Source organism: Burkholderia sp. Cy-637 (assembly GCF_011753175.1).
Lineage (GTDB): Bacteria > Pseudomonadota > Gammaproteobacteria > Burkholderiales > Burkholderiaceae > Burkholderia > Burkholderia gladioli.
The window spans coordinates 1-18,939 of sequence record NZ_VWWC01000038.1 but is presented as its reverse complement, the minus strand read 5'-3'; the positions used below and the strand labels follow the sequence as shown (position 1 = coordinate 18,939).

The 18,939-nt window shown below is 67.6% G+C and carries 18 protein-coding genes; 12 read left to right on the top strand and 6 right to left on the bottom strand.

All coding sequences use genetic code 11. The features are described 5' to 3' along the window. Positions 1-66: 66 nt before the first annotated feature. The 3 genes from F3J10_RS13340 to F3J10_RS13330 all read right to left on the bottom strand — a co-directional run bounded on the left by F3J10_RS13340 (position 67) and on the right by F3J10_RS13330 (position 2,574). The gene (locus F3J10_RS13340) at positions 67-870 is read right to left on the bottom strand and encodes an SDR family NAD(P)-dependent oxidoreductase (RefSeq protein ID WP_167229645.1); all 804 of its coding nucleotides are present in this window, start codon (positions 868-870) and stop codon (positions 67-69) included. Then, positions 870-1,532 (bottom strand): GTP cyclohydrolase I FolE, encoded by a 663-nt coding sequence (gene folE, locus F3J10_RS13335; protein WP_025100775.1) that lies wholly within the window; start codon positions 1,530-1,532, stop codon positions 870-872. The genes F3J10_RS13340 and folE overlap by 1 nt, the downstream gene beginning before the upstream one ends. A gap of 118 nt (positions 1,533-1,650) precedes the next feature. Then, positions 1,651-2,574 (bottom strand): LysR family transcriptional regulator, encoded by a 924-nt coding sequence (locus F3J10_RS13330; protein ID WP_166910598.1) that lies wholly within the window; start codon positions 2,572-2,574, stop codon positions 1,651-1,653. Between the two features lie 115 nt (positions 2,575-2,689). On the opposite strand from F3J10_RS13330, the gene F3J10_RS13325 reads away from it, so the two are divergent. From F3J10_RS13325 to pcaC, 6 genes are all read left to right on the top strand, one after another. Beyond that, positions 2,690-3,919, top strand: coding sequence for a 4-hydroxybenzoate 3-monooxygenase (locus F3J10_RS13325; RefSeq protein WP_167242284.1), 1,230 nt, complete (start codon positions 2,690-2,692; stop codon positions 3,917-3,919). Between the two features lie 145 nt (positions 3,920-4,064). After that, entirely contained in the window at positions 4,065-4,766 is a 702-nt protein-coding gene (locus F3J10_RS13320) for a 3-oxoacid CoA-transferase subunit A (protein ID WP_025100778.1), read from the top strand. 17 nt (positions 4,767-4,783) lie between these two features. Then, a complete protein-coding gene (locus tag F3J10_RS13315; protein WP_013688936.1) occupies positions 4,784-5,440 on the top strand; it encodes a 3-oxoacid CoA-transferase subunit B in 657 nt (218 codons plus the stop codon). 167 nt (positions 5,441-5,607) lie between these two features. Beyond that, on the top strand, positions 5,608-6,966 hold the full coding sequence (locus tag F3J10_RS13310) for a 3-carboxy-cis,cis-muconate cycloisomerase (protein ID WP_167242283.1): 1,359 nt from the start codon (positions 5,608-5,610) through the stop codon (positions 6,964-6,966). A gap of 12 nt (positions 6,967-6,978) precedes the next feature. Then, positions 6,979-7,764 (top strand): 3-oxoadipate enol-lactonase, encoded by a 786-nt coding sequence (gene pcaD / locus F3J10_RS13305; protein ID WP_025100780.1) that lies wholly within the window; start codon positions 6,979-6,981, stop codon positions 7,762-7,764. A 12-nt stretch (positions 7,765-7,776) separates the two neighbouring features. Then, positions 7,777-8,169: a 4-carboxymuconolactone decarboxylase gene (pcaC, locus tag F3J10_RS13300; RefSeq protein ID WP_123037388.1), complete on the top strand. Its 393-nt coding sequence runs from the start codon at positions 7,777-7,779 to the stop codon at positions 8,167-8,169. A 91-nt stretch (positions 8,170-8,260) separates the two neighbouring features. On the opposite strand, the gene F3J10_RS13295 is transcribed toward pcaC, so the two are convergent. Both F3J10_RS13295 and F3J10_RS13290 read right to left on the bottom strand, forming a co-directional pair. Then, positions 8,261-8,509, bottom strand: a complete 249-nt coding sequence (locus F3J10_RS13295; protein WP_013688940.1) for a hypothetical protein — start codon at positions 8,507-8,509, stop codon at positions 8,261-8,263. A 121-nt stretch (positions 8,510-8,630) separates the two neighbouring features. Then, positions 8,631-9,248 (bottom strand): LysE family translocator, encoded by a 618-nt coding sequence (locus F3J10_RS13290; RefSeq protein WP_025100782.1) that lies wholly within the window; start codon positions 9,246-9,248, stop codon positions 8,631-8,633. A 341-nt stretch (positions 9,249-9,589) separates the two neighbouring features. Between F3J10_RS13290 and F3J10_RS13285 the strand changes: the two genes are divergently transcribed. Together F3J10_RS13285 and F3J10_RS13280 are read left to right on the top strand one after the other, a co-directional pair. Next, entirely contained in the window at positions 9,590-9,853 is a 264-nt protein-coding gene (locus tag F3J10_RS13285) for a helix-turn-helix domain-containing protein (RefSeq protein WP_013688942.1), read from the top strand. Position 9,854: 1 nt separating this feature from the next. Then, positions 9,855-11,204 carry a type II toxin-antitoxin system HipA family toxin gene (locus F3J10_RS13280; RefSeq protein WP_167242282.1) on the top strand — a complete coding sequence of 450 codons (1,350 nt, stop codon included), beginning with the start codon at positions 9,855-9,857 and terminating at the stop codon, positions 11,202-11,204. Between the two features lie 47 nt (positions 11,205-11,251). Here the strand turns inward: F3J10_RS13280 and F3J10_RS13275 are convergent, their stop codons facing one another. Continuing rightward, entirely contained in the window at positions 11,252-12,241 is a 990-nt protein-coding gene (locus F3J10_RS13275) for a LysR family transcriptional regulator (protein ID WP_167242281.1), read from the bottom strand. Between the two features lie 134 nt (positions 12,242-12,375). On the opposite strand from F3J10_RS13275, the gene F3J10_RS13270 reads away from it, so the two are divergent. The 4 genes from F3J10_RS13270 (at position 12,376) to F3J10_RS13255 (ending at position 18,771) form a co-directional block, all read left to right on the top strand. Continuing rightward, the gene (locus F3J10_RS13270) at positions 12,376-13,122 is read left to right on the top strand and encodes an SDR family oxidoreductase (protein WP_167242280.1); all 747 of its coding nucleotides are present in this window, start codon (positions 12,376-12,378) and stop codon (positions 13,120-13,122) included. Positions 13,123-13,508: 386 nt separating this feature from the next. Then, positions 13,509-15,359: a hypothetical protein gene (locus F3J10_RS13265; RefSeq protein ID WP_025100787.1), complete on the top strand. Its 1,851-nt coding sequence runs from the start codon at positions 13,509-13,511 to the stop codon at positions 15,357-15,359. A gap of 298 nt (positions 15,360-15,657) precedes the next feature. Continuing rightward, positions 15,658-16,530, top strand: a complete 873-nt coding sequence (locus F3J10_RS13260) for an endo alpha-1,4 polygalactosaminidase (protein ID WP_167242279.1) — start codon at positions 15,658-15,660, stop codon at positions 16,528-16,530. A 159-nt stretch (positions 16,531-16,689) separates the two neighbouring features. Next, complete coding sequence (locus F3J10_RS13255) at positions 16,690-18,771, top strand: LamG domain-containing protein (protein WP_167242278.1); 2,082 nt, start codon at positions 16,690-16,692, stop codon at positions 18,769-18,771. Positions 18,772-18,939: the final 168 nt, after the last annotated feature.

The following is an 18,939-nucleotide window of genomic DNA, read 5'->3' as shown; positions in this document are numbered from 1 at the left end:
GACCCGCTTGATCAGGGTTCCGAAGCAAGGCGCCTTCGAACCAGGCGCCTGACGCTGTGGTTCGACTCAGCTGCCGCGGGCCGGCGAGCGATGCTTGTAGAGCACGTCCTGATCGACGCGAATCAGGTTCTGTCCCGCATCCACCACGAAATCCACGCCGTTGTAGGCGCTGCCCGTCAGCAGCAGGATCGCGTTGGCGACATCCTCGGGCCCCGCGATGCGCGCCAGCGGCGTGGAGGCACGGCTCGCATGCGCGAAATCGGCCTCGGTCTGGTCGTCGCTGGGCAGCATCAATCCCGGGAACACCGCGTTGACGCGCAGCACCGGCGCGGCCGACATCGCCAGCATCTGGGTCAGGTTGCCGAGCGCGGCCTTCGCGACCGTGTAGCTGAAGTGGTCGCGATGGAAGTTTTCCTTGATCTTCTGGTCGATCACGTTGATCACCACGCCCTGCCGGCCGGCGGCCTTGGCACGCTCGTAGAAGGCCCGGGCGAGCAGGATCGGCGCGCGGCAGTTGACGGTCCAGGCGCTGTCGAAGGCGGCCAGGTCGAAGCCGGGGAAGTGGTCCTGCCAGAACACCGAGGCGTTGTTGACCAGCACGTCGAGCCGCCCGAAGCGGGCATGGACCGCCGCGACCAGCGCATCGCAGGCCGCGGCGTCGGCCAGGTCGGCCTGCAGCGCGATGGCCTCGCCGCCGTCCGTGCCGATCTCGCCGACGGCCTCGGCGGCCGCCTCGGCCGAGCGGTCGTAGTGGACCGCAACGCGATAGCCGCGCGCGCCGAAGTGCCTGGCGAAGGCGCGGCCCGCGCGACGCGCGGCGCCCGTCACCAGCACAACGGGCGCCTCGCGCAGGTCGGTGTCGTGCGGCATCACGTGTTCGTCAGGTTGACCGAGGACGGATTCGACACGATCGAGAGGAATTCGCGACGCGTGGACGGATCGGTGCGGAAGGTGCCGAGCATGCGCGAGGTGACCATCTCGACGCCGGGCTTGTGGATGCCGCGCGTGGAGATGCACTGGTGGGCGGCTTCGAGGATCACGCCCACGCCCTTGGGCTGCAGCACCTCGAACAGCGTGTCGGCGATCTGCACCGTCATCTTTTCCTGGATCTGCAGGCGCTTGGCGAAGGCGTCCACCAGCCGCGCCAGCTTCGAGATGCCGACCACGCGGTGGTTCGGCAGGTAGGCCACGTGGGCGCGCCCGATGATCGGCACCATGTGGTGCTCGCAATAGCTCTCGAAGCGGATGTCCTTCAGCACGATCATCTCGTCGTAGCCTTCCACCTCGCTGAAGGTACGCGCGAGGATGTCCTTCGGCTCGAGCTGGTAGCCCTTGAAGAATTCCTCGTAGGCGCGCGCCACGCGCGCGGGCGTGTCGAGCAGGCCCTCGCGGGTAGGATCGTCGCCGGCCCAGCGCAGCAGGACGCGCACGGCGTCCTCGGCTTCGGCGCGGCTCGGGCGCTCGGCGGGTTGGGCGGTCTTGGCGACCGTGGTCTCGGCTGCCGCCTTGCCGGCGGTCTTGCGTTTGGACATGCTCTCGGGCTCCTAGGGTTGCCGCCTGGCGCGGCTGACCGGGCATTGTTTCATGGTTTTGACGCAGATGCCGCGCCTTGCCCCGGATAGGGTTATTCGATGCCGCCCGGGGCGAGCTTCATTTCGGCCATTCGTCCAGCGCGTCGTTGAACAGGTCGGCCACCATACCGCGCAGCCAGGCCGTGCGCGGATCGTTGTGGTACTTGCGATGCCAGTGCTGGCGCAGGTCGAAGCGCGGCAGCGGCAAGGGCGGCTCGACCAGGGTGATCGAGGCGTGCTCGGCCGCGTAGGCATAACCGATCGCGTGCGGCACGGTGGCGATCAGGTCGGTGCGGCCCAGGATGAAGGGCAGGCTCATGAAGTGCGGCGTCTCCAGCACCGCGCGCCGCTGCAGCCGCGCCTTCGCCAGGTGCTGCTCGAGGATCTCCTGGCTGCGCCCCTCGGCGCGCACCACGGCATGGCCGCAGGCGAGGAACTGCTCCAGCGTGAGCGGCTTGCCGGCCAGCGGATGGCCGCGTCGCATCAGGCAGATGAAGCGATGCGTGAACAGACGCTGCTGGAAGAAGTTGCTGCCGCCCAGGTCGGGGAAATAGCCGACCGCCAGGTCGACGCCGCCCGCCTCCAGCCCGCGCTCGATCTCCGCATGCGGCAGCGACACCGAGCGCAGGTTCGCGCGCGGCGCGCGCCGCGCCAGCTCCTGCAGCAGCCTGGGCAGGAACACGATCTCGCCGACGTCGGACAACGCGATCGAGAAGGTGCTGGTATCGGTCGCCGGATCGAAATCGTGCGGCGCGACCAGCCCGCGGCGGATCTGCGCGAGCGCGTCGCGCGCGGCCGGCACCAGGGCCAGCGCACGCGGCGTCGGCTCCATGCCGCGCGAGGTGCGCACGAACAAGGGATCGCCGAAATGCTCGCGCAGCCGGCCCAGCGCCGCGCTCACGCGCGGCTGGCTGACGCCGAGCAGGTCGCCGGCGCGGCTCACGTTGCGCGTCTCGTCGAGCGCCACCAGGTAGGGAATCAGGTTCAGGTCGAGTTCGGACATGCCTCACCACTATCGGAATTCGATATGGAACATATCTCCAAAATGGCATTGCCGCATAGTCGGCGAAGCCCGAACATCCGTTTCACTAATCGAATCAATGTTCAGGAGACGAACAATGCGTACCCAGGTCGCGATTGTCGGCGCCGGTCCCGCCGGGCTGCTGCTTTCCCATCTTCTTCGCCTGCAGGGCATCGACGCGGTGCTGGTCGAGGCGCGCTCGCGCGAGTATTGCGAGAACCGGATCCGCGCCGGCGTGCTGGAGCAGGGCACCGTCGACACGCTCAACCAAGCCGGGCTCGGCGAGCGCATGCGCAGCCAGGGGCTGGTGCATCACGGCATCGAGCTGCTGTTCTCGGGCGAGCGGCACCGCATCGACCTGTCGGCGCTGACGGGCGGCCGCGCGATCACCGTCTACAGCCAGCACGAGGTGGTGCGCGACCTGATCGCCGCCGGCATTGAGCAGGGTCACGCGATGCATTTCGAGGTGAGCGAGGTGGCGCTGCACGAGGTGACCGGCGAACGGCCGGCCGTCACCTTCCGGCGCCAGGACGGCGTGGCCGAACGCATCGAGTGCGATTTCATCGCCGGCTGCGACGGCTTCCACGGCATCGCGCGGCAGACCATTCCCGAGGCGCTGCAGCGCTGCTACGAGCGCGTTTATCCCTTCGCCTGGCTGGGCATCCTGGCCGACGCGGCACCCTCGCTCGACGAGCTCGTTTATGCCCATCACGAGCGCGGTTTCGCGCTGTTCTCGATGCGCTCGCCCAGCGTCACGCGGCTCTACCTGCAATGCCGCCCCGACGAGGATCTCGCGCAATGGTCCGACGCGCGGATCTGGGACGAACTGCACACGCGCTTCTCGAACGGCAGCGGCTGGACGCCGACCGAAGGCGCGATCACGCAGAAGAGCGTCACGCCGATGCGCAGCTTCGTGTGCGAGACCATGCGCCACGGCCGGCTGCTGCTGGCCGGCGACGCCGCCCACATCGTGCCGCCGACCGGCGCCAAGGGCATGAACCTGGCGGTGGCCGACGTGCGAACGCTGTCGCGGGCGCTGGCCGCCCACTATCGCGGCGACGCCGCGCCGCTCGACGCCTATTCGTCGACCTGCCTGGAACGCGTCTGGCGCGCCGAGCACTTCTCCTACTTCATGACCAACATGCTGCACGCCTCGCCCGAGGACACGCCCTTCGTCGATCGCCTCAAGCTGGCCGAGCTGAAGTACGTGACGCGCTCGCCCGCGGCGGCGCGCGCGCTGGCCGAGAACTACGTCGGCCTGCCCTTCGACGACGCGGCCGCCTCCGCATCACCCCGCCTTGACAAGGCCGCGAGCGAGATTCTATGATCGCCGCATCGTTCGCTAATCGAATCTGAGTTCGAAATACGAACAAATCGGGCCAAGGACGGCCCGGTGCGGCGTGCCTTCGGAGGAAGTCCGGCGCGCTGTCCGACGCTCGCTTGGCGCGACGCGGATTCCCTCAGGAAGAGCCATGGTCAACAAGATTTTCGATTCCCTGCAGTCGGCGGTGGCCGACATCCACGACGGCGCGACGGTGATGATCGGCGGCTTCGGCACGGCCGGCATGCCGTCCGAGCTGATCGACGCGCTCATTGCGCACGGCGCGCGCGATCTGACGATCGTCAACAACAATGCCGGCAACGGCGAAACGGGCCTGGCGGCGCTGCTGAAGGCCGGGCGGGTGCGCAAGATCATCTGCTCGTTCCCGCGCCAGGCCGATTCGCAGGTGTTCGACGCGCTCTACCGCGCCGGCGAGATCGAGCTGGAGCTGGTGCCGCAAGGCAACCTGGCCGAGCGGATCCGCGCGGCGGGCGCCGGCATCGGCGGTTTCTTCACGCGCACCGGCTACGGCACGCGGCTGGCCGAGGGCAAGGAGACGCGCGAGATCGACGGCAAGCAGTATGTGCTCGAGACGCCGATCCACGCCGATTTCGCGCTGATCAAGGCCTTCAAGGGCGATCGCTGGGGCAACCTGGTATATCGCAAGACGGCGCGCAACTTCGGGCCGGTGATGGCCAGCGCGGCGAAGACCACCATCGTGCAGGTCTCGCAGGTGGTCGACCTGGGCGGGCTCGATCCCGAACACATCGTGACGCCGGGCATCTTCGTGCAACGCGTCGTCGAAGTGCCGCAAGCCGTGCATGCGGCCGAACTCGGCGCGCAAGCCGCCTGAACCCGGAGGACACCACCATGAAACGACTGACCCGCGATGAGATGGCGCAACGCGTCGCCCAGGACATCCCCGAAGGCGCCTACGTGAACCTCGGCATCGGCGTGCCGACCCTGGTGGCCAACCACCTCGGCGCCGACAAGGAAATCTTCCTGCACAGCGAGAACGGCGTGCTCGGCATGGGCCCGGCGCCAGAGGCCGGCCATGAGGACGACGAACTGATCAACGCCGGCAAGCAGCACGTCACGCTGCTGACCGGCGGCGCGTTCTTCCACCACGCCGATTCCTTCGCGATGATGCGCGGCGGCCATCTCGACTACTGCGTGCTCGGCGCCTTCCAGGTGTCGGCCAAGGGCGACCTGGCCAACTGGCACACCGGCGCGCCCGACGCGATCCCCGCCGTGGGCGGCGCGATGGACCTGGCGATCGGCGCCAAGCAGGTGTTCGTGATGATGGAGCACCTGACCAAGCAGGGCGAGAGCAAGGTGGTGGCCGAGTGCTCGTATCCCGTCACCGGGATCGGCTGCGTGACGCGCATCTATACCGATCTCGCCGTGCTCGACGTGACGGCCGAAGGCCTCGCCGTGCGCGAGATCTTCACCGACCTGTCGTTCGACGAACTGCAGGCGCTGACGGGCGTGCCGCTCGTCGACGCCACCGAACGCGCGGCCGCGTAAGCGCCGCTGTTTTCAAGCATTCCCGTTCTTCCAGGCGCCTGCCTGCCGATGGCCCCGCGCGACACGCCGCTTGCCGCGTCGCGCGGGGCCATTCGCCGTGCGCGCAAGGCGGCGCGCTTCGGTGGACAATAGGCGCTCCCGGCCCTTCCCGACCTGCTGACCATTCCATGTTCGAAGACAGTGCCCGACTGACCTCCCTGATCGGCGGCGATGCCACGCTGGCGCGCATCTGGTCGCCCGCCGCCACCCTGCAGCGGATGCTCGACGTCGAGGCCGCGCTGACGCGCGCGCTGGCCGCCCACGGCGTGATTCCCGCCGCGGCGGTGGCGCCGATCGTGGCGGCCTGCCGTGCCGAGCGGCTCGACGCCGAGGCGCTGGCGCGCGACGCGGCGCTCGGCGGCAATCTCGCGATCCCGCTCGTCAAGCAGTTGACCGCGCGCGTCAAGGACGACGATGCCGAGGCGGCCAAGTTCGTCCACTGGGGCGCCACCAGCCAGGACATCATCGACAGCGGCCTGGTGCTGCAGTTGCGCGACAGCTTCGATGCGATCGAGCCGCTGCTCGATGCCGTGTGCAGCTCGCTGGTCGCGCTGGCCCGCGCGCATCGCGACACGCCGATGATCGGCCGCACCTGGTTGCAGCAGGCGCTGCCGATCACGCTCGGCCTGAAGTTCGCGCAATGGCTCGATACCCTGGGACGCCATCGCCGGCGGCTCGCCGCGCTGCGCGGCGAGGTGCTGGTGCTGCAGTTCGGTGGCGCGGCCGGCACCCTGGCCAGCCTGCGCGAGGCCGCGCCGAAGGTGGCCGCCTCGCTGGCCGAGGATTTGCAATTGACGCTGCCCGAGGTGCCCTGGCACACGCAGCGCGACCGCATCGCCGAAACCGCTTCGTTCCTCGCGATGGTGATCGGCACGCTCGGCAAGATCGCGCGCGATATCTCGCTGCAGATGCAGACCGAGATCGGCGAACTGGCCGAGCCGGCCGCGGCCGGCAAGGGTGGTTCCTCGACCATGCCGCACAAGCGCAACCCGGTCGGCTGCGCGGCCGTGCTGAGCGCCGCCGTGCGCGCGCCGGGCCTGCTCGCCACGGTATTCGCGGGGATGGTGCAGGAGCACGAACGCGCGCTCGGCGGCTGGCAGGCCGAATGGGAGGCGCTGCCCGAGCTGGCGCGCCTGGCCGGCGGCGCGCTGGCCCAGGTGGCGCAGATCGTCGGCGGCCTGCAGGTCGATACCGCGCGGCTGGCCGCCAATCTCGACGCCACGCGCGGCCTGGTGCTCGGCGAGGCCGTGATGCTCGCGCTCGGCGACCGGATCGGCCGGCTCGACGCGCATCACCTGGTCGAGCAGGCCTCGAAGGAAGCGGTACGCTCGAACCGAACCCTGCATGACGTGCTGGCCGCCGATCCCATCGTCTCCGCGCAGCTCGCGCCCGAGGCGCTGGCGCGGCTGCTCGATCCCGCTCATTACGTCGGCGAGGCCGGTGCCTTCGTCGATGCTGTGCTCGCGCGTCACGCGAGCGGCAATTAAGGAGAACTAGTGATGCCTTTTGCTTCTGTCAACGGCGTGAAGCTGCATTACCGAATCGATCGTGCCGCGAATGCCGAGGCGCCGTGGCTGGTTTTTTCGAATTCGCTCGGCGCGGACCTGTCGATGTGGGCCGCGCAAGTCGATGCGCTGGGCGCGCATTTCAACCTGCTGCGCTACGACACGCGCGGCCACGGCCATTCGGAAGCGCCGGCCGGCGCCTACACGATCGACCAGCTCGCCGGCGACGTGATCGGCCTGCTCGACCACCTGGGGATCGAGCGCGCCCATTTCTGCGGCATCTCGATGGGCGGCCTGACCGGCGCCGCATTGGCCGCGCGTCATCCGCGGCGCATCGGGCGCGCGGTGCTGGCCAACACGGCGGCCAAGATCGGCTCGCCCGAGGTATGGGAGCCGCGCGCGGCGAAGGCGCGAGACGAAGGCATGCGCGCGCTGGTCGACGCGGTGCTGCAGCGCTGGTTCAAGAAGGAATTCTTCGCGGCCGAGCCGCGTTTGGTCGACGTGGTGCGCGACACCTTCGTGCATAACGACAAGCAGGGTTATGCCGCCAACTGCGACGCGCTGAACGCGGCCGACCTGCGCGAGGAAGTGAAGGGCATCGCGCTGCCGGTGCTGGTGGTGACGGGCGCGCACGACATGTCGACGCCGCCCGCGCTGGGCCGCGAGCTGGCTGCCGCGATTCCGGGCGCGAAGCACGTCGAGTTCGACGCCGCGCATATTTCCAACATCGAATGCGCCGAAGGTTTCAACCGCGCGCTGATCGAATTCCTGACCGCCTGACGGAGCCGCAAGATGGACGAGAAACAACGCTACGAAGACGGCCTGGGCGTGCGCCGCGCCGTGCTCGGCGAGGCCCATGTCGATCGCTCGCTGGCCAATCGCAACGAGCTGACCACCGAGTTCCAGGACCTGATCACGCGTTATGCCTGGGGCGAGATCTGGACGCGCGAGGGCCTGCCGCGTCACACGCGCAGCCTGCTGACGATCTCGATGATGGTGGCCCTCAATCGCGGCGAGGAACTGGCGCTGCATCTGCGCGCGGCCAAGAACAACGGCGTGACGCGCGACGAGATCAAGGAAGTGCTGATGCAGACCGCGATCTATTGCGGCGTGCCGGCGGCGAATTCGGCCTTCCACCTGGCCGACCGGATCTTCAAGGAAGAGGACGCGGGCGCCGCCGCCTGAGCGGCTCGCCCGCCAGGGCGAGGCAGGCGCCGGCAAGACGGCGCCGTTGCTCGAACGACATGAAAACGGGGCGGCATTTGCCGCCCCGTTTTCATTCCTCGGCGTCGTGGATCTTGGCGAACTGGCGCAGATAGGCACGCAGCGCCGACTCGACACAGCGGCGATCGGCCGAGGTGGCCGCGCGCATCGTGTGCTCGTCGCCGAACAGGGTGCGCGGCGCGATATAGGTGCCCACCTCGCTGTGCTCGCGCAGCACGCGGATGTGATGCGTGTTCGGATGATATTCGGCCCGCCAGTGCAGGCCTTCGATGCGGTCGCCGGCTTTCATGGTGTGCTTCATCGGACCCTCCTGCCCGGGCGGGCGCGCCGTCGACGCGCCGGCGTCCAGGACCGACCAGCCTACGCCTGCACGCGGCGGCCGACAACCGGAAATGCCGCGCGCCGGCGTGCCGGATTCGGGGTCAGGCGGCCAGCAGCCGGGCGAACAGCGGATAGAGCGAAGCCACCAGCAGGATCGCCATGGTCACGTTGAACATGCGCAGCCGTCGCGGGTTCGACAGGAAGCCGCGCATGCCCTGGCCGAACGCGGCCCACACGCCGATGCAGGGAAAGCCCACCAGGATGAACACCAGCGCCATGCCGATCGCGTTGGTGCCGTAGCTGGCCGAGAGCTGGACCGTGGTGGCGGCGGTCAGCACCATCATCCAGGCCTTCGGGTTGACGAGCTGGAACAGCGCGGCCTCGACGAAGGTCATCGGGCGCGACTTGCCCTTGTTGGCATTCACCTGGCCCGAGGTGCCGATCTTCCAGGCCAGGTAGAGCAGGTAGGCGATGCTGGCGACCTCGAGCACCGTGTAGAGCACGGGCAGTTGCGCGAAGGCCTCGCCCAGGCCGAAACCCACCGCCACCATCATGATCGCCACCCCCGTGCTGATGCCGACCATGTGCGGCAGCGTGCGACGGAAGCCGAAATTGACGCCGGATGCCAGCAGCATGGTGTTGTTCGGGCCTGGCGTGATCGACGTCACGAGTGCGAACAGCATGCCGGCCGGCAGCGCGCTCAGGGTGATGATGTTCATGGGTGCCTCTCGAGACCGGGAATGGGAAACAGTCGGGAAAGAGGCAGTGTAGCGACAGTTATCTGTACAGTACCGATGCAGTTTGGCTGGATGGCAGCGATACGGCGCGGCTGGCTGGATGGCGATGTGTGCCGAGGCTTGCCTGATGGAGCCTGGTCTGGCGGCGATCTCGCGATCCTGTCCGGAGCGTCATGTCCACATGACGGACGAGCAAGACCGCCAGTTTTCTCGTTCGTTTATCTGATATTCAGCTATTCTTGAAATATCTGGAATGCAGATATATCGCGCATATCTGGATTTCAGATAAACTCGAAAAATCTGGAATCAGGATATTTTTCTCCATGGCCTTGATCCTCTCGCCCCAGAAGCTGATGTCGGCCCTGCAACTCGGGCAGTTGCTGAAGAGCGCCCGCAAGCGGCGCAAGCTCACGCAAGCGCAAGTGGGGACGCGCCTGGGCTTGAGCCAGAACCGCATCTCCCATCTCGAACAGCATCCCGAGGAACTGAGCTTTCGGCAACTGCTGGGCTGGTGCGCTGTCGTGGGACTGGAACTGCGGCTCGGCGAGCCCGATCATTCGCCGCCCGGCGACGAACTGGAGTGGTGAGATGGGGCGCCGCTCGCACAGTCAGACACTTGCCCTCTGGGCCAATGGCGAACCGGTCGGACGCTGGACCGTCACGGCGCGCGGCGAGATGGAACTGCGCTATGACGACGCCTGGTTTCGCTCCCCCCGGGGGCGGCCGCTCTCCCTGTCGCTGCCTTTCACGGTCGGCAACGCGGCGATACGCGGCCCCGCCGTCTCCCATTACTTCGAAGGCCTGCTGCCCGACAGCGACACGATTCGCAAACGCGTCGCCGCCCGCTTCCGGACCGGCTCCACCGACGCGTTCGATCTTCTGCGTGTGATCGGGCGTGATTGTGTCGGCGCATTGCAACTGCTGCCCGAGGGCGAGACGCCACACGGTATCGATCGCATCGACGGCATCGCGCTGGACGAGGAGGCGATCGAGCGGCATCTGCTGGAAATGGTCACGCCCGATCGCTTCGCGGGCGCGCGCGATCCCGACGACGATTTCCGGATCTCGCTGGCCGGTGCGCAGGAAAAGGACGCCTTCCTGTGGTGGAACGGTCGATGGATGAAGCCGCGCGGCGCCACGCCTACCACGCATATCTTCAAGCTGCCGCTGGGTTTGATCGGTGGCCGGCGTGCCGATTTCAGCACCTCGGTGGACAACGAGTGGCTGTGCCTGCGCCTGTTCAAGGCCTATGGCCTGCCGACCGCCAACGCAAGCATCGCCGCTTTCGGCACCCAGCGCGTGCTGGTGGTCGAACGTTTCGATCGCATCGTCTCGTCGAACGGTTCGCGCCTGCTTCGCCTGGTCCAGGAGGATTTCTGCCAAGCCACCGCCACGTCACCGCTGCTCAAATATGAAAACGAAGGTGGGCCGGGCCTGAAGGCCTTGTTCGAGCTCGTCCATCAATCGCGCGACGCCGAGCGCGACCTGCGCACCCTGATGGCGACACAGATTCTGTTCTGGCTGCTGCGTGCGCCCGACGGTCATGCCAAGAATTTCAGCATCCAGTTGCAAGGCGGCGATGCGGGAGGGTTTCGTCTCACTCCGATCTACGACGTGATGTCCGCCTATCCGGTGATGGGCGACGGGCCGAATCAATGGGCCGCGCGGGACATCAAGCTGGCGATGGCGCTGCTCGGCAGGAACCGCCACTATCAGGTGCATACCATTCGACGCCGGCATTTCAACAGCACGGCGCGCAAGCTTGGTTATGGCGACGATGCCGAGCCGCTGATCCAGGAACTGATCGCACGCACGCCGGCGGCCATCGAGCAGGTAGCGGCCGAACTGCCGGACGGATTTTCGCAACGCGTGGCCGATACGGTACTGGGCGGCTTGCTGAGTGCCGCGCGGGAGCTCGAGCGAATGACGCCGGATTGAGGTTCGCCGCATGCGATCGTCGGTGACGACGAAGGCGGTTCAGTGCTTCAGCGGTTCAGCGGTGCTCGCGCGATCCGCGCTGCCTTGCGTCCCCTGGCTTCCGCCGTCGCCAGTTCACGCGCATCCAGCACGTAATCGCGCGAGCCGGCCAGCCGCTCGACGCCGAGGTCGATGAAGGCGTGCACCCGCGACGGCTGCGCCGTGCGGCTACCGTAATAGAGGTAGACGCTCATGTGATCGGCCGCATGTCGCGAGAGCAGCGGCACCAGCCGCCCGGCACGGATCAGCGGCGCCGCCGACAGGCCCGACAACAGCCCGATCACCTGCCCCGACAGGACCGCCTCGGTTTCCAGTTGCGCATCGTTGGTCGACAGCATCGGCGGCAACTCATGCCGGATCACCTCGTCGCCCACCCGCAGCAGCCAGGGCAGCACGCGGCCGCTGCCGGGATGGCGGAACACGCTGCAGCGATGCGAGGCGAGCTGCTCGATCGAAGCCGGCGCGCCGTGCGCGGCCAGGTAGGCCGGCGCCGCGCAGACGATCAATTGCAGGGCGAACAGGCGGCGCGCGGTGAGCTCGTCCTCCAGCGTGGTGCCGATGCGGAAGCCGACATCGATGCGATCCCGCACCCAGTTGCCGATGCGATCGTCGAGCGTCACGTCGGGCTGGATCGCGGGATGGCGCCGGCAGAATTCGTCGACCAGCGGCCAGAGCACCGGCAGGAACGAGTATTTCGGCGCGACGATGCGCAGCGGCCCGGCGATCTCGTCCTTCGCGATGCGCGCGCGGTCGATGGCGCGCGCCAGCGCCGTCAGCGCGGGCTGCGTGGTTTCGAGGAACTGCTGGCCTTCATGGGTGAGCGCGAGGCTGCGGGTGGTGCGATGCAGCAGGCGCACGCCGAGCCGTTTCTCGAGCGCGGCCAGCGCCTGGCTTGCGGCTTGCGGGCTGATGCCCTGCGCGGCCGCGGCGCGTCGGATGCTGCCCAGCTCGATGGCCTTGATGAAGATCTCGATCGCGCGGACGTCGCTGACGGACATGGGGCACCCCGGAAAAAAGGAGCAGGCAGTATCAACCTGAACTTGCCAATGGAGCAAGCGGTGGACGGCTACTGGATTGATGGTCGCCTGCCTAGAATGGGCCCGGTCTCATTCACCATCACCGGGAGGATTCCATGAGCGAGAACATCGACGGCAAGGTCGTCGTCATCACCGGCGCCAGCAGCGGCCTGGGCCTGGCGGCCGCGCGCCACCTCGCCGCGCGGGGCGCGCGCGTGGTGCTCGGCGCGCGGCGCATCGAGCGCCTGCAGCAACTGGTCGAGGAATTGAGCGGGCAGGGCGCGCGTGCGCTGGCCTTCGCGGCCGACGTGACCGTGCGCGAACAGGTCGAGCGGCTCGTCGACGGCGCGGTGCAGGGCTTCGGCCGCATCGACGTGATGATCAACAACGCGGGGCTGATGTCGCTCGCGCCGCTGGAGCGCCTGAAGGTCGACGAATGGGATCGCATGATCGACGTGAACCTGAAGGGCGTGTTGTACGGCGTCGCGGCGGCGCTGCCGCACATGCAGCGCCAGATGTCGGGGCAGTTGATCAACGTGTCCTCGGTGGCGGGCCACAAGCTGATGCTCAACGGCGCCGTCTACAGCGCCACCAAGCACGCGGTCGGGGCCCTGTCCGAAGGCCTGAGGCAGGAGATCAAGCCCTGGAACATCCGCACCACGGTGATCTCGCCGGGTGCCGTGGACACCGAGCTGCCGGGCGGCGTGAGCGAGCCGGATATCGCGCGCGGCCTGGGCGACTTCTACGCGGCCAACGCGATTTCCGCCGACTCCTTCGCGCGCGCGGTGGCCTTCGCCATCGCCCAGCCCGAGGACATGGACGTCAACGAGATCCTGTTCCGGCCGACCCGGCAATTGCCCTGAGGCACGGCGATGCGGCTTCGACATCGACGAATCGAGCCGCATCGCGATCACCGAAACAACTCGCGCAATTGAATACGAATATGCGCAATGCGAATCCTTATTCGCAATAAACATTCCAGATAATAAATCTCCATATCGAAAAGACTGCGTGCTAAGCTCGCTCCGCCATATGCCGAGCCGCCTCGACAGCAAGCGAATTCGAGATTCATTTCAACTCGCGGCCGGCTCGAAATGACTATTCAAAAAAATACAAGAAAAAGCCTGTGCGGCTTTCATTGAAGCCCTCTCGCGGATGGTGCAGGCGGATGCCCGGCCTGGGATGTCGGCGTGAAAACGATGGAATTTTTCGACGGAAAACCCGCGTTTTCAAATACGGAGAGATTCATATGTTGAAGCTTCGTCACGTCAGCTTGACGCTCATTGCCACCGCGGTCACTTCGCTGGCCGCCTGCGGCGGCGACGACGGCGCCTCGCCCGGCGGCCTCGCGCTCGCGCAGAGCTCGGTGGTCGGCGCCAAGGCCAGCACCTTCGCCACCTCGAACACGCCCGACTTCGGCCCGAACGTGGTCGTGTTCGACCCGAGCATGTCGAGCGCCTCGATCCAGTCGCAACTCGACAATGCCTTCAATTCGCAATTGCGCAGCCCCACCGCGCAATTCGGGTCGCAACGCTATGCATTCCTGTTCAAGCCGGGCAGCTATAACAACATCAATGCCAATGTCGGTTTTTATACGGCGATCGCCGGGCTCGGCAAGAATCCCGACGACACGGCCATCAGCGGCAGCGTGAATGTCGACAGCGGCTGGAATTACGGCGATCAATCGAATGCGACGCAGAATTTCTGGCGCTCGGTGGAGAATCTCGCGGTGTCGCCCAACGGCGGCACCGATCGTTGGGCGGTCTCGCAGGCCGCGCCGATGCGGCGGGTCCATATCCGGGGCAACCTGACGCTCGGGCCGTCGAACCAGGGCGACGGGCAGGGTTATGCCAGCGGCGGCTACATCGCCGACAGCAAGATCGACGGCACCGTGTCCTCGGGTTCGCAGCAGCAGTGGTACACGCGCGACAGCACCATCGGCAACTGGGTCAACGGCGTCTGGAACATGGTGTTCTCCGGCGTGCAGGGCGCGCCCGCGCAATCGTTCCCGGCCACCTGGAACGCGGCGCCGCCCTACACCACGCTCGGTACCACGCCGGTTTCGCGCGAGAAGCCGTACCTCTACATCGACAGCGCCGGCAACTACAACGTGTTCGTGCCCGCGCTGCGCAACAACGCCAGCGGCATCACCTGGGCCTCGGGCGCGACGCCGGGCAGCTCGATCCCGATGAGCCAGTTCTACGTCGCGCGTCCGTCCGATACGGCCGCGACCCTCAACGCCGCCCTGCAGCAAGGCCTCAACCTGTTCTTCACGCCCGGCACCTACCACCTGAGCCAGCCGATCGCGATCACGCGCGCCGACACGGTGGTGCTCGGCATCGGCTTCCCGACGCTGACGCCCGACAACGGCGTGAACGCGATGACGGTGGCGGACGTCAACGGCGTGAAGATCTCCGGCCTGCTGTTCGATGCCGGCACCGTGAACAGCAACGCGCTGCTGACGGTCGGCACCGCAGGCTCCTCGGCCAGCCACGCGGGCGATCCGGTCAGCGTGCAGGACGTGTACTTCCGCATCGGCGGGGCGGTGTCCGGCAAGGCCACCAACAGCCTGGTGGTGAACGCCAACGACACGCTGATCGACCATATCTGGGCCTGGCGCGCGGACCACGGCTCGGCGCCGACCGGCTGGACCGTCAACACCGCCGATACCGGCGTGGTGGTGAACGGCGCGAACGTGCTGGCCACCGGCCTGTTCGTCGAGCACTACCAGAAGTACAACGTGCAGTGGAACGGCCAGAACGGCAGGACCATCTTCTTCCAGAACGAGCTGCCCTACGACGTGCCGAACCAGTCCGCCTGGATCAGCCCGGCCGGCAACGGCTACGCGGCCTACAAGGTGGCCGCCGGCGTGACCAGCCACGAGACCTGGGGGATGGGCAGCTACTGCTTCTTCAACGTCAATCCCTCGGTGAATGCGCTGCACGGCTTCGAGGTGCCGCAAACGGCCGGCGTGAAGCTGCATGACACCTTCACGGTATCGCTCGGCGGGGTGGGCACCATCACGCACATCGTCAACAACACCGGCGCGCAGGCAGCCGGCGTGTCGACGATTCCGGTGAACCTGGTCAGCTATCCGTGACGATCGCGATGCGATGAAGCGTCGACGTCGTGCCGGGGCGCGCTTCTCCGCGTGTCCCGGCACGATCGCGAGGTGGCCGGGACATCTCTGGATCGTGTGCAGATTTGTCGTCGGCCGCCTGCCGAATCGGGATCGATTGTGTAGTCCTTCTGATTTTCTTGTCGCGTCTGTGCGCGGCGAACCGATGAGCGTCGCGAGTGGCTAGACTGCGATGCGTTTCGCCATCGCCCGTCGCGAACCAGCGGATGGCGTCATGGCTTGTTCCTCCCCCCGAGCCCTGATATCGGAGCCGCTCCCCATGAAAATCGCCCTCGGCTTGTTCGGTGCCGCGCTTGCCCTGGTCGCCGCCTCGACCCTGCAAGCCTGCGGCGGCGATTCCTCCGCCGCGCCCTCGCCGTCGATCGACGCGGCGGCGAAGCCGGCCGCACTCGCCTCGCGCTGGCAACCGATCGCCTCCGACACCTGGCAATGGCAGTTGCGGGGCAAGCTCAATCGCGGCTACGTCGTCGCGATCTACGACATCGACCTGTTCGACAACAGCGCGCAGACGATCGCCGATCTGCACCAGGCGGGCCGCAAGGTGGTCTGCTATTTCTCGGCCGGCAGCTCGGAAGACTGGCGCCCGGATTTCGGCCAGTTCGCCTCCGCCGACAAGGGCAAGGTGGTCAAGCGCTCGCCGGACAGCGACTGGGAAGGCGAGAACTGGCTCGACACGCGTTCGGCCAATGTCCGCGCGATCATGACGGCGCGTCTGGATCGCGCCGTCGCCAAGGGCTGCGACGGCGTCGAGCCCGACAACGTCGACGCCTACGCGAACGATTCCGGCTTTCCGCTCACGCCCGCCGACCAAGCCGATTTCAACCGCTTCATCGCCGCCGAGGCGCACCGGCGCAATCTCGCGGTGGGCCTGAAGAACGACGTCGACCAGGTCGCGCTGCTGGCGCCGTCCTTCGATTTCGCCGTCAACGAGGAATGTCACGAACAAGGCGAATGCGACAAGTACGGCCCGTTCACCTCGGCCAACAAGCCGGTCCTGAACGCGGAGTACGAGGCCAGCTACCGGACTTCGGCCGGGCAGCGCGCGCTGTGCGCCGACGCGCGCGCTCGCAAGCTGCGGACCCTGGTGCTGAGCATGGACCTGGACGACAGCTACCGCTTCAGTTGCGATTGATCGGGAATCGAGGGGGCGGGCATGCCGGCCCCCAAAAAAATCCTGATACCTCCATCAGCTCCCTTCTGCCAAACGAAATACTGCCATCGCATCGCCTGCCCAGAATCCACTGCGTTCACCGGCCTGGTCCGGACATTCAAAACAGCGGAAGGGGGAAGCATGCGGAAAACGACACTCGCGCGCCTGCTGGGCGGGCTGGTCCTGGTCGCCACGCTCGGCGCCTGCGGCGGCAATTCTGACAGCGGCGCCGGCACCGGCAGCAGCTCGGCGGCGGCCGGCGGCTCGACCACGCCGGTGCAGACCAGCAGCCAGCACGCGCTGCTGATCCAGCTCGACGGCGCGACCTATGCCGCGCTGGCGGCCGGCATCGCCAACGGTTCGCTGCCGAACCTCGCCAAGCTGCATGTGGCGCCGGCCTATAGCGGCGGCCTCAACGGCACGCTCTCGCAGCAGCCGAACCTCGATACGCCGAGCTGGGCCACGCTGCTGACGGGCACCTGGGCCAATCGCCACCAGGTGCTGTCCGATGCGCCGAACCAGGCGCTGCAGGCGCCCACCCTGTTCGACGCACTGAAGACGGCCAAGGCCGGCAAGCTCGGCGCGGCCGTCGATTCGGCGGGCCTGGCCTCGCTGCTCGGCATCGACCGCAATGCCGGCAATCTCGACACGCTCTCCAACTGCGCCTCGGTGGACAGTTGCGTGACGCAGCAGGGCATCTCGATGATCGACCAGGGTTATGCGCTGGTGGTCGCGCAATACCATTCGGCGCAGGATGCCGCGCTGAACTACGGGCTCGGCGCCTCCGCCTATGCGAGCACGCTGCAGCAGCTCGATGCCGCGGTCGGCACGCTGGCCGCCGAGACCGCCAAGCGCAGCGGCGAGAACTGGCTGATCCTGGTCACCGGCAGCCACGGGCTCAACGCGGCGGGCGGCGCCGACGGCCTGCCGCTGCTGCCGGAATCCACCACCTTCGTCGCGATGAACCAGGCCGACAACGGCCGGCTCGGCAGCGCCGCGCAGCCGGCCTCGCTGGCCGACCTGCATGCGCGCGCCAGCATCGCCGACCTCGCGCCCACCGTGCTGGCCCAGCTCGGCGCGCTGCCGGCCGCCTCCGCCTACGAGCTGGACGGCGGCGAGCTGATCGGCGCGCAGCCGGTCTCGCAACTGACGAGCGCGAGCCCCGACAGCCGCAGCCTGGTGCTGTCCTGGACGGCGCCCGCCAGCGGCGCGATCACCGTGCTGCGCGCCGGCCAGCAGATCGCCACGCTGCCGGCCGGCACCAGCAGCTACACCGACAGCCAGCTCGGCCTGAGCGCGGCCGGCACCTACAGCTTCGACTACGTGGTGACGGCCGGCAACGCGCCGCTCGGCACCATCGCGCGGATCGCCTACGTGCCGCCGCCGCCGCCGCCCCCGCCGCTGGCCACCACGCTGAAGAACAACCTGGTGTCCTACTACCCGTTCGGCGCGCTGCCGGCGGCCGACGCGCTGAACGCCAGCACCCTGGGCCCGTTCGCGTCGGACGCGGACGGCGGCTCGCTGGCGGCCGATCCGTTCGGCTCGCAGGGGCTGCAGGTCAACACGCAGACCGTCGACACCAACGGCTTCGACGGCTACAAGCTGGTGCAGAACGCCGACATCACCGCCCAGTCGCAGTTCACGATCGGCATGTGGGTGAAGACGCCGTGCAGCGACGTGGTGGGCTTCGGCACCCCGGTGTTCGCCAACAAGAACTGGCAGACCGGCAAGAACCCCGGCATCGCGATCGGCCTGTTCCCGCAGGTGTCGGGCGCGCCCTCGGGCAGCTGCAACATCCAGTTCAACGCGGGCGACGGCACCAACCGCAACGACCTGAAGACCATGAGCGTGAGCGGCAACCAATGGGCCTACGCGGCCTTCGTGATCGACACGGCGGCCAAGACCATGACGGCCTATACCTTCGATCCGGTGCTCGGCGAGCAGAAGCAGAGCACGCCGCTCACGGTCGCGCCGTCGGCGCTCACGGGCCTCAACAACAAGACCTTCGGCATCAACGAGGACGGCACCGGCCAGTACCACATGCTGGCCTGCGGCAAGCCCGCGAGTTCCTATCCCGGCGGCTACACGGTCAATGGCTGCACCACGGTCAAGCCGAACCTCGAGGGCTTCTCGGACCTCGCGATCTGGAATCGCGTGCTCACCGAGAGCGAGCTGCAATCGATCGCGGGCTCGGGCAAGCCGCTGTCCACCATCCTCCACTGACGGAACGCCGACATGAACGCGAATTTCCCGGGCCGCCGCGGCGCCCATCTCGTGCGCGCGCTGCTGGCCGCCTGCGCCCTGAGCGTGTTGCTGGCCGCTTGCGGCGGCGACTCCTCGGACGGCGCCGCGCCGGCCCCCACCCAGGCCGATGCCGCGCCGGCCGGCTCC

Coding starts and splice junctions, on each gene's coding strand:
- F3J10_RS13340 (WP_167229645.1), bottom strand. CDS start 870: ATGCCGCACGACACCGACCTGCGCGAGGCGCCCGTTGTGCTGGTGACG.
- folE (WP_025100775.1), bottom strand. CDS start 1,532: ATGTCCAAACGCAAGACCGCCGGCAAGGCGGCAGCCGAGACCACGGTC.
- F3J10_RS13330 (WP_166910598.1), bottom strand. CDS start 2,574: ATGTCCGAACTCGACCTGAACCTGATTCCCTACCTGGTGGCGCTCGAC.
- F3J10_RS13325 (WP_167242284.1), top strand. CDS start 2,690: ATGCGTACCCAGGTCGCGATTGTCGGCGCCGGTCCCGCCGGGCTGCTG.
- F3J10_RS13320 (WP_025100778.1), top strand. CDS start 4,065: ATGGTCAACAAGATTTTCGATTCCCTGCAGTCGGCGGTGGCCGACATC.
- F3J10_RS13315 (WP_013688936.1), top strand. CDS start 4,784: ATGAAACGACTGACCCGCGATGAGATGGCGCAACGCGTCGCCCAGGAC.
- F3J10_RS13310 (WP_167242283.1), top strand. CDS start 5,608: ATGTTCGAAGACAGTGCCCGACTGACCTCCCTGATCGGCGGCGATGCC.
- pcaD (WP_025100780.1), top strand. CDS start 6,979: ATGCCTTTTGCTTCTGTCAACGGCGTGAAGCTGCATTACCGAATCGAT.
- pcaC (WP_123037388.1), top strand. CDS start 7,777: ATGGACGAGAAACAACGCTACGAAGACGGCCTGGGCGTGCGCCGCGCC.
- F3J10_RS13295 (WP_013688940.1), bottom strand. CDS start 8,509: ATGAAGCACACCATGAAAGCCGGCGACCGCATCGAAGGCCTGCACTGG.
- F3J10_RS13290 (WP_025100782.1), bottom strand. CDS start 9,248: ATGAACATCATCACCCTGAGCGCGCTGCCGGCCGGCATGCTGTTCGCA.
- F3J10_RS13285 (WP_013688942.1), top strand. CDS start 9,590: ATGGCCTTGATCCTCTCGCCCCAGAAGCTGATGTCGGCCCTGCAACTC.
- F3J10_RS13280 (WP_167242282.1), top strand. CDS start 9,855: ATGGGGCGCCGCTCGCACAGTCAGACACTTGCCCTCTGGGCCAATGGC.
- F3J10_RS13275 (WP_167242281.1), bottom strand. CDS start 12,241: ATGTCCGTCAGCGACGTCCGCGCGATCGAGATCTTCATCAAGGCCATC.
- F3J10_RS13270 (WP_167242280.1), top strand. CDS start 12,376: ATGAGCGAGAACATCGACGGCAAGGTCGTCGTCATCACCGGCGCCAGC.
- F3J10_RS13265 (WP_025100787.1), top strand. CDS start 13,509: ATGTTGAAGCTTCGTCACGTCAGCTTGACGCTCATTGCCACCGCGGTC.
- F3J10_RS13260 (WP_167242279.1), top strand. CDS start 15,658: ATGAAAATCGCCCTCGGCTTGTTCGGTGCCGCGCTTGCCCTGGTCGCC.
- F3J10_RS13255 (WP_167242278.1), top strand. CDS start 16,690: ATGCGGAAAACGACACTCGCGCGCCTGCTGGGCGGGCTGGTCCTGGTC.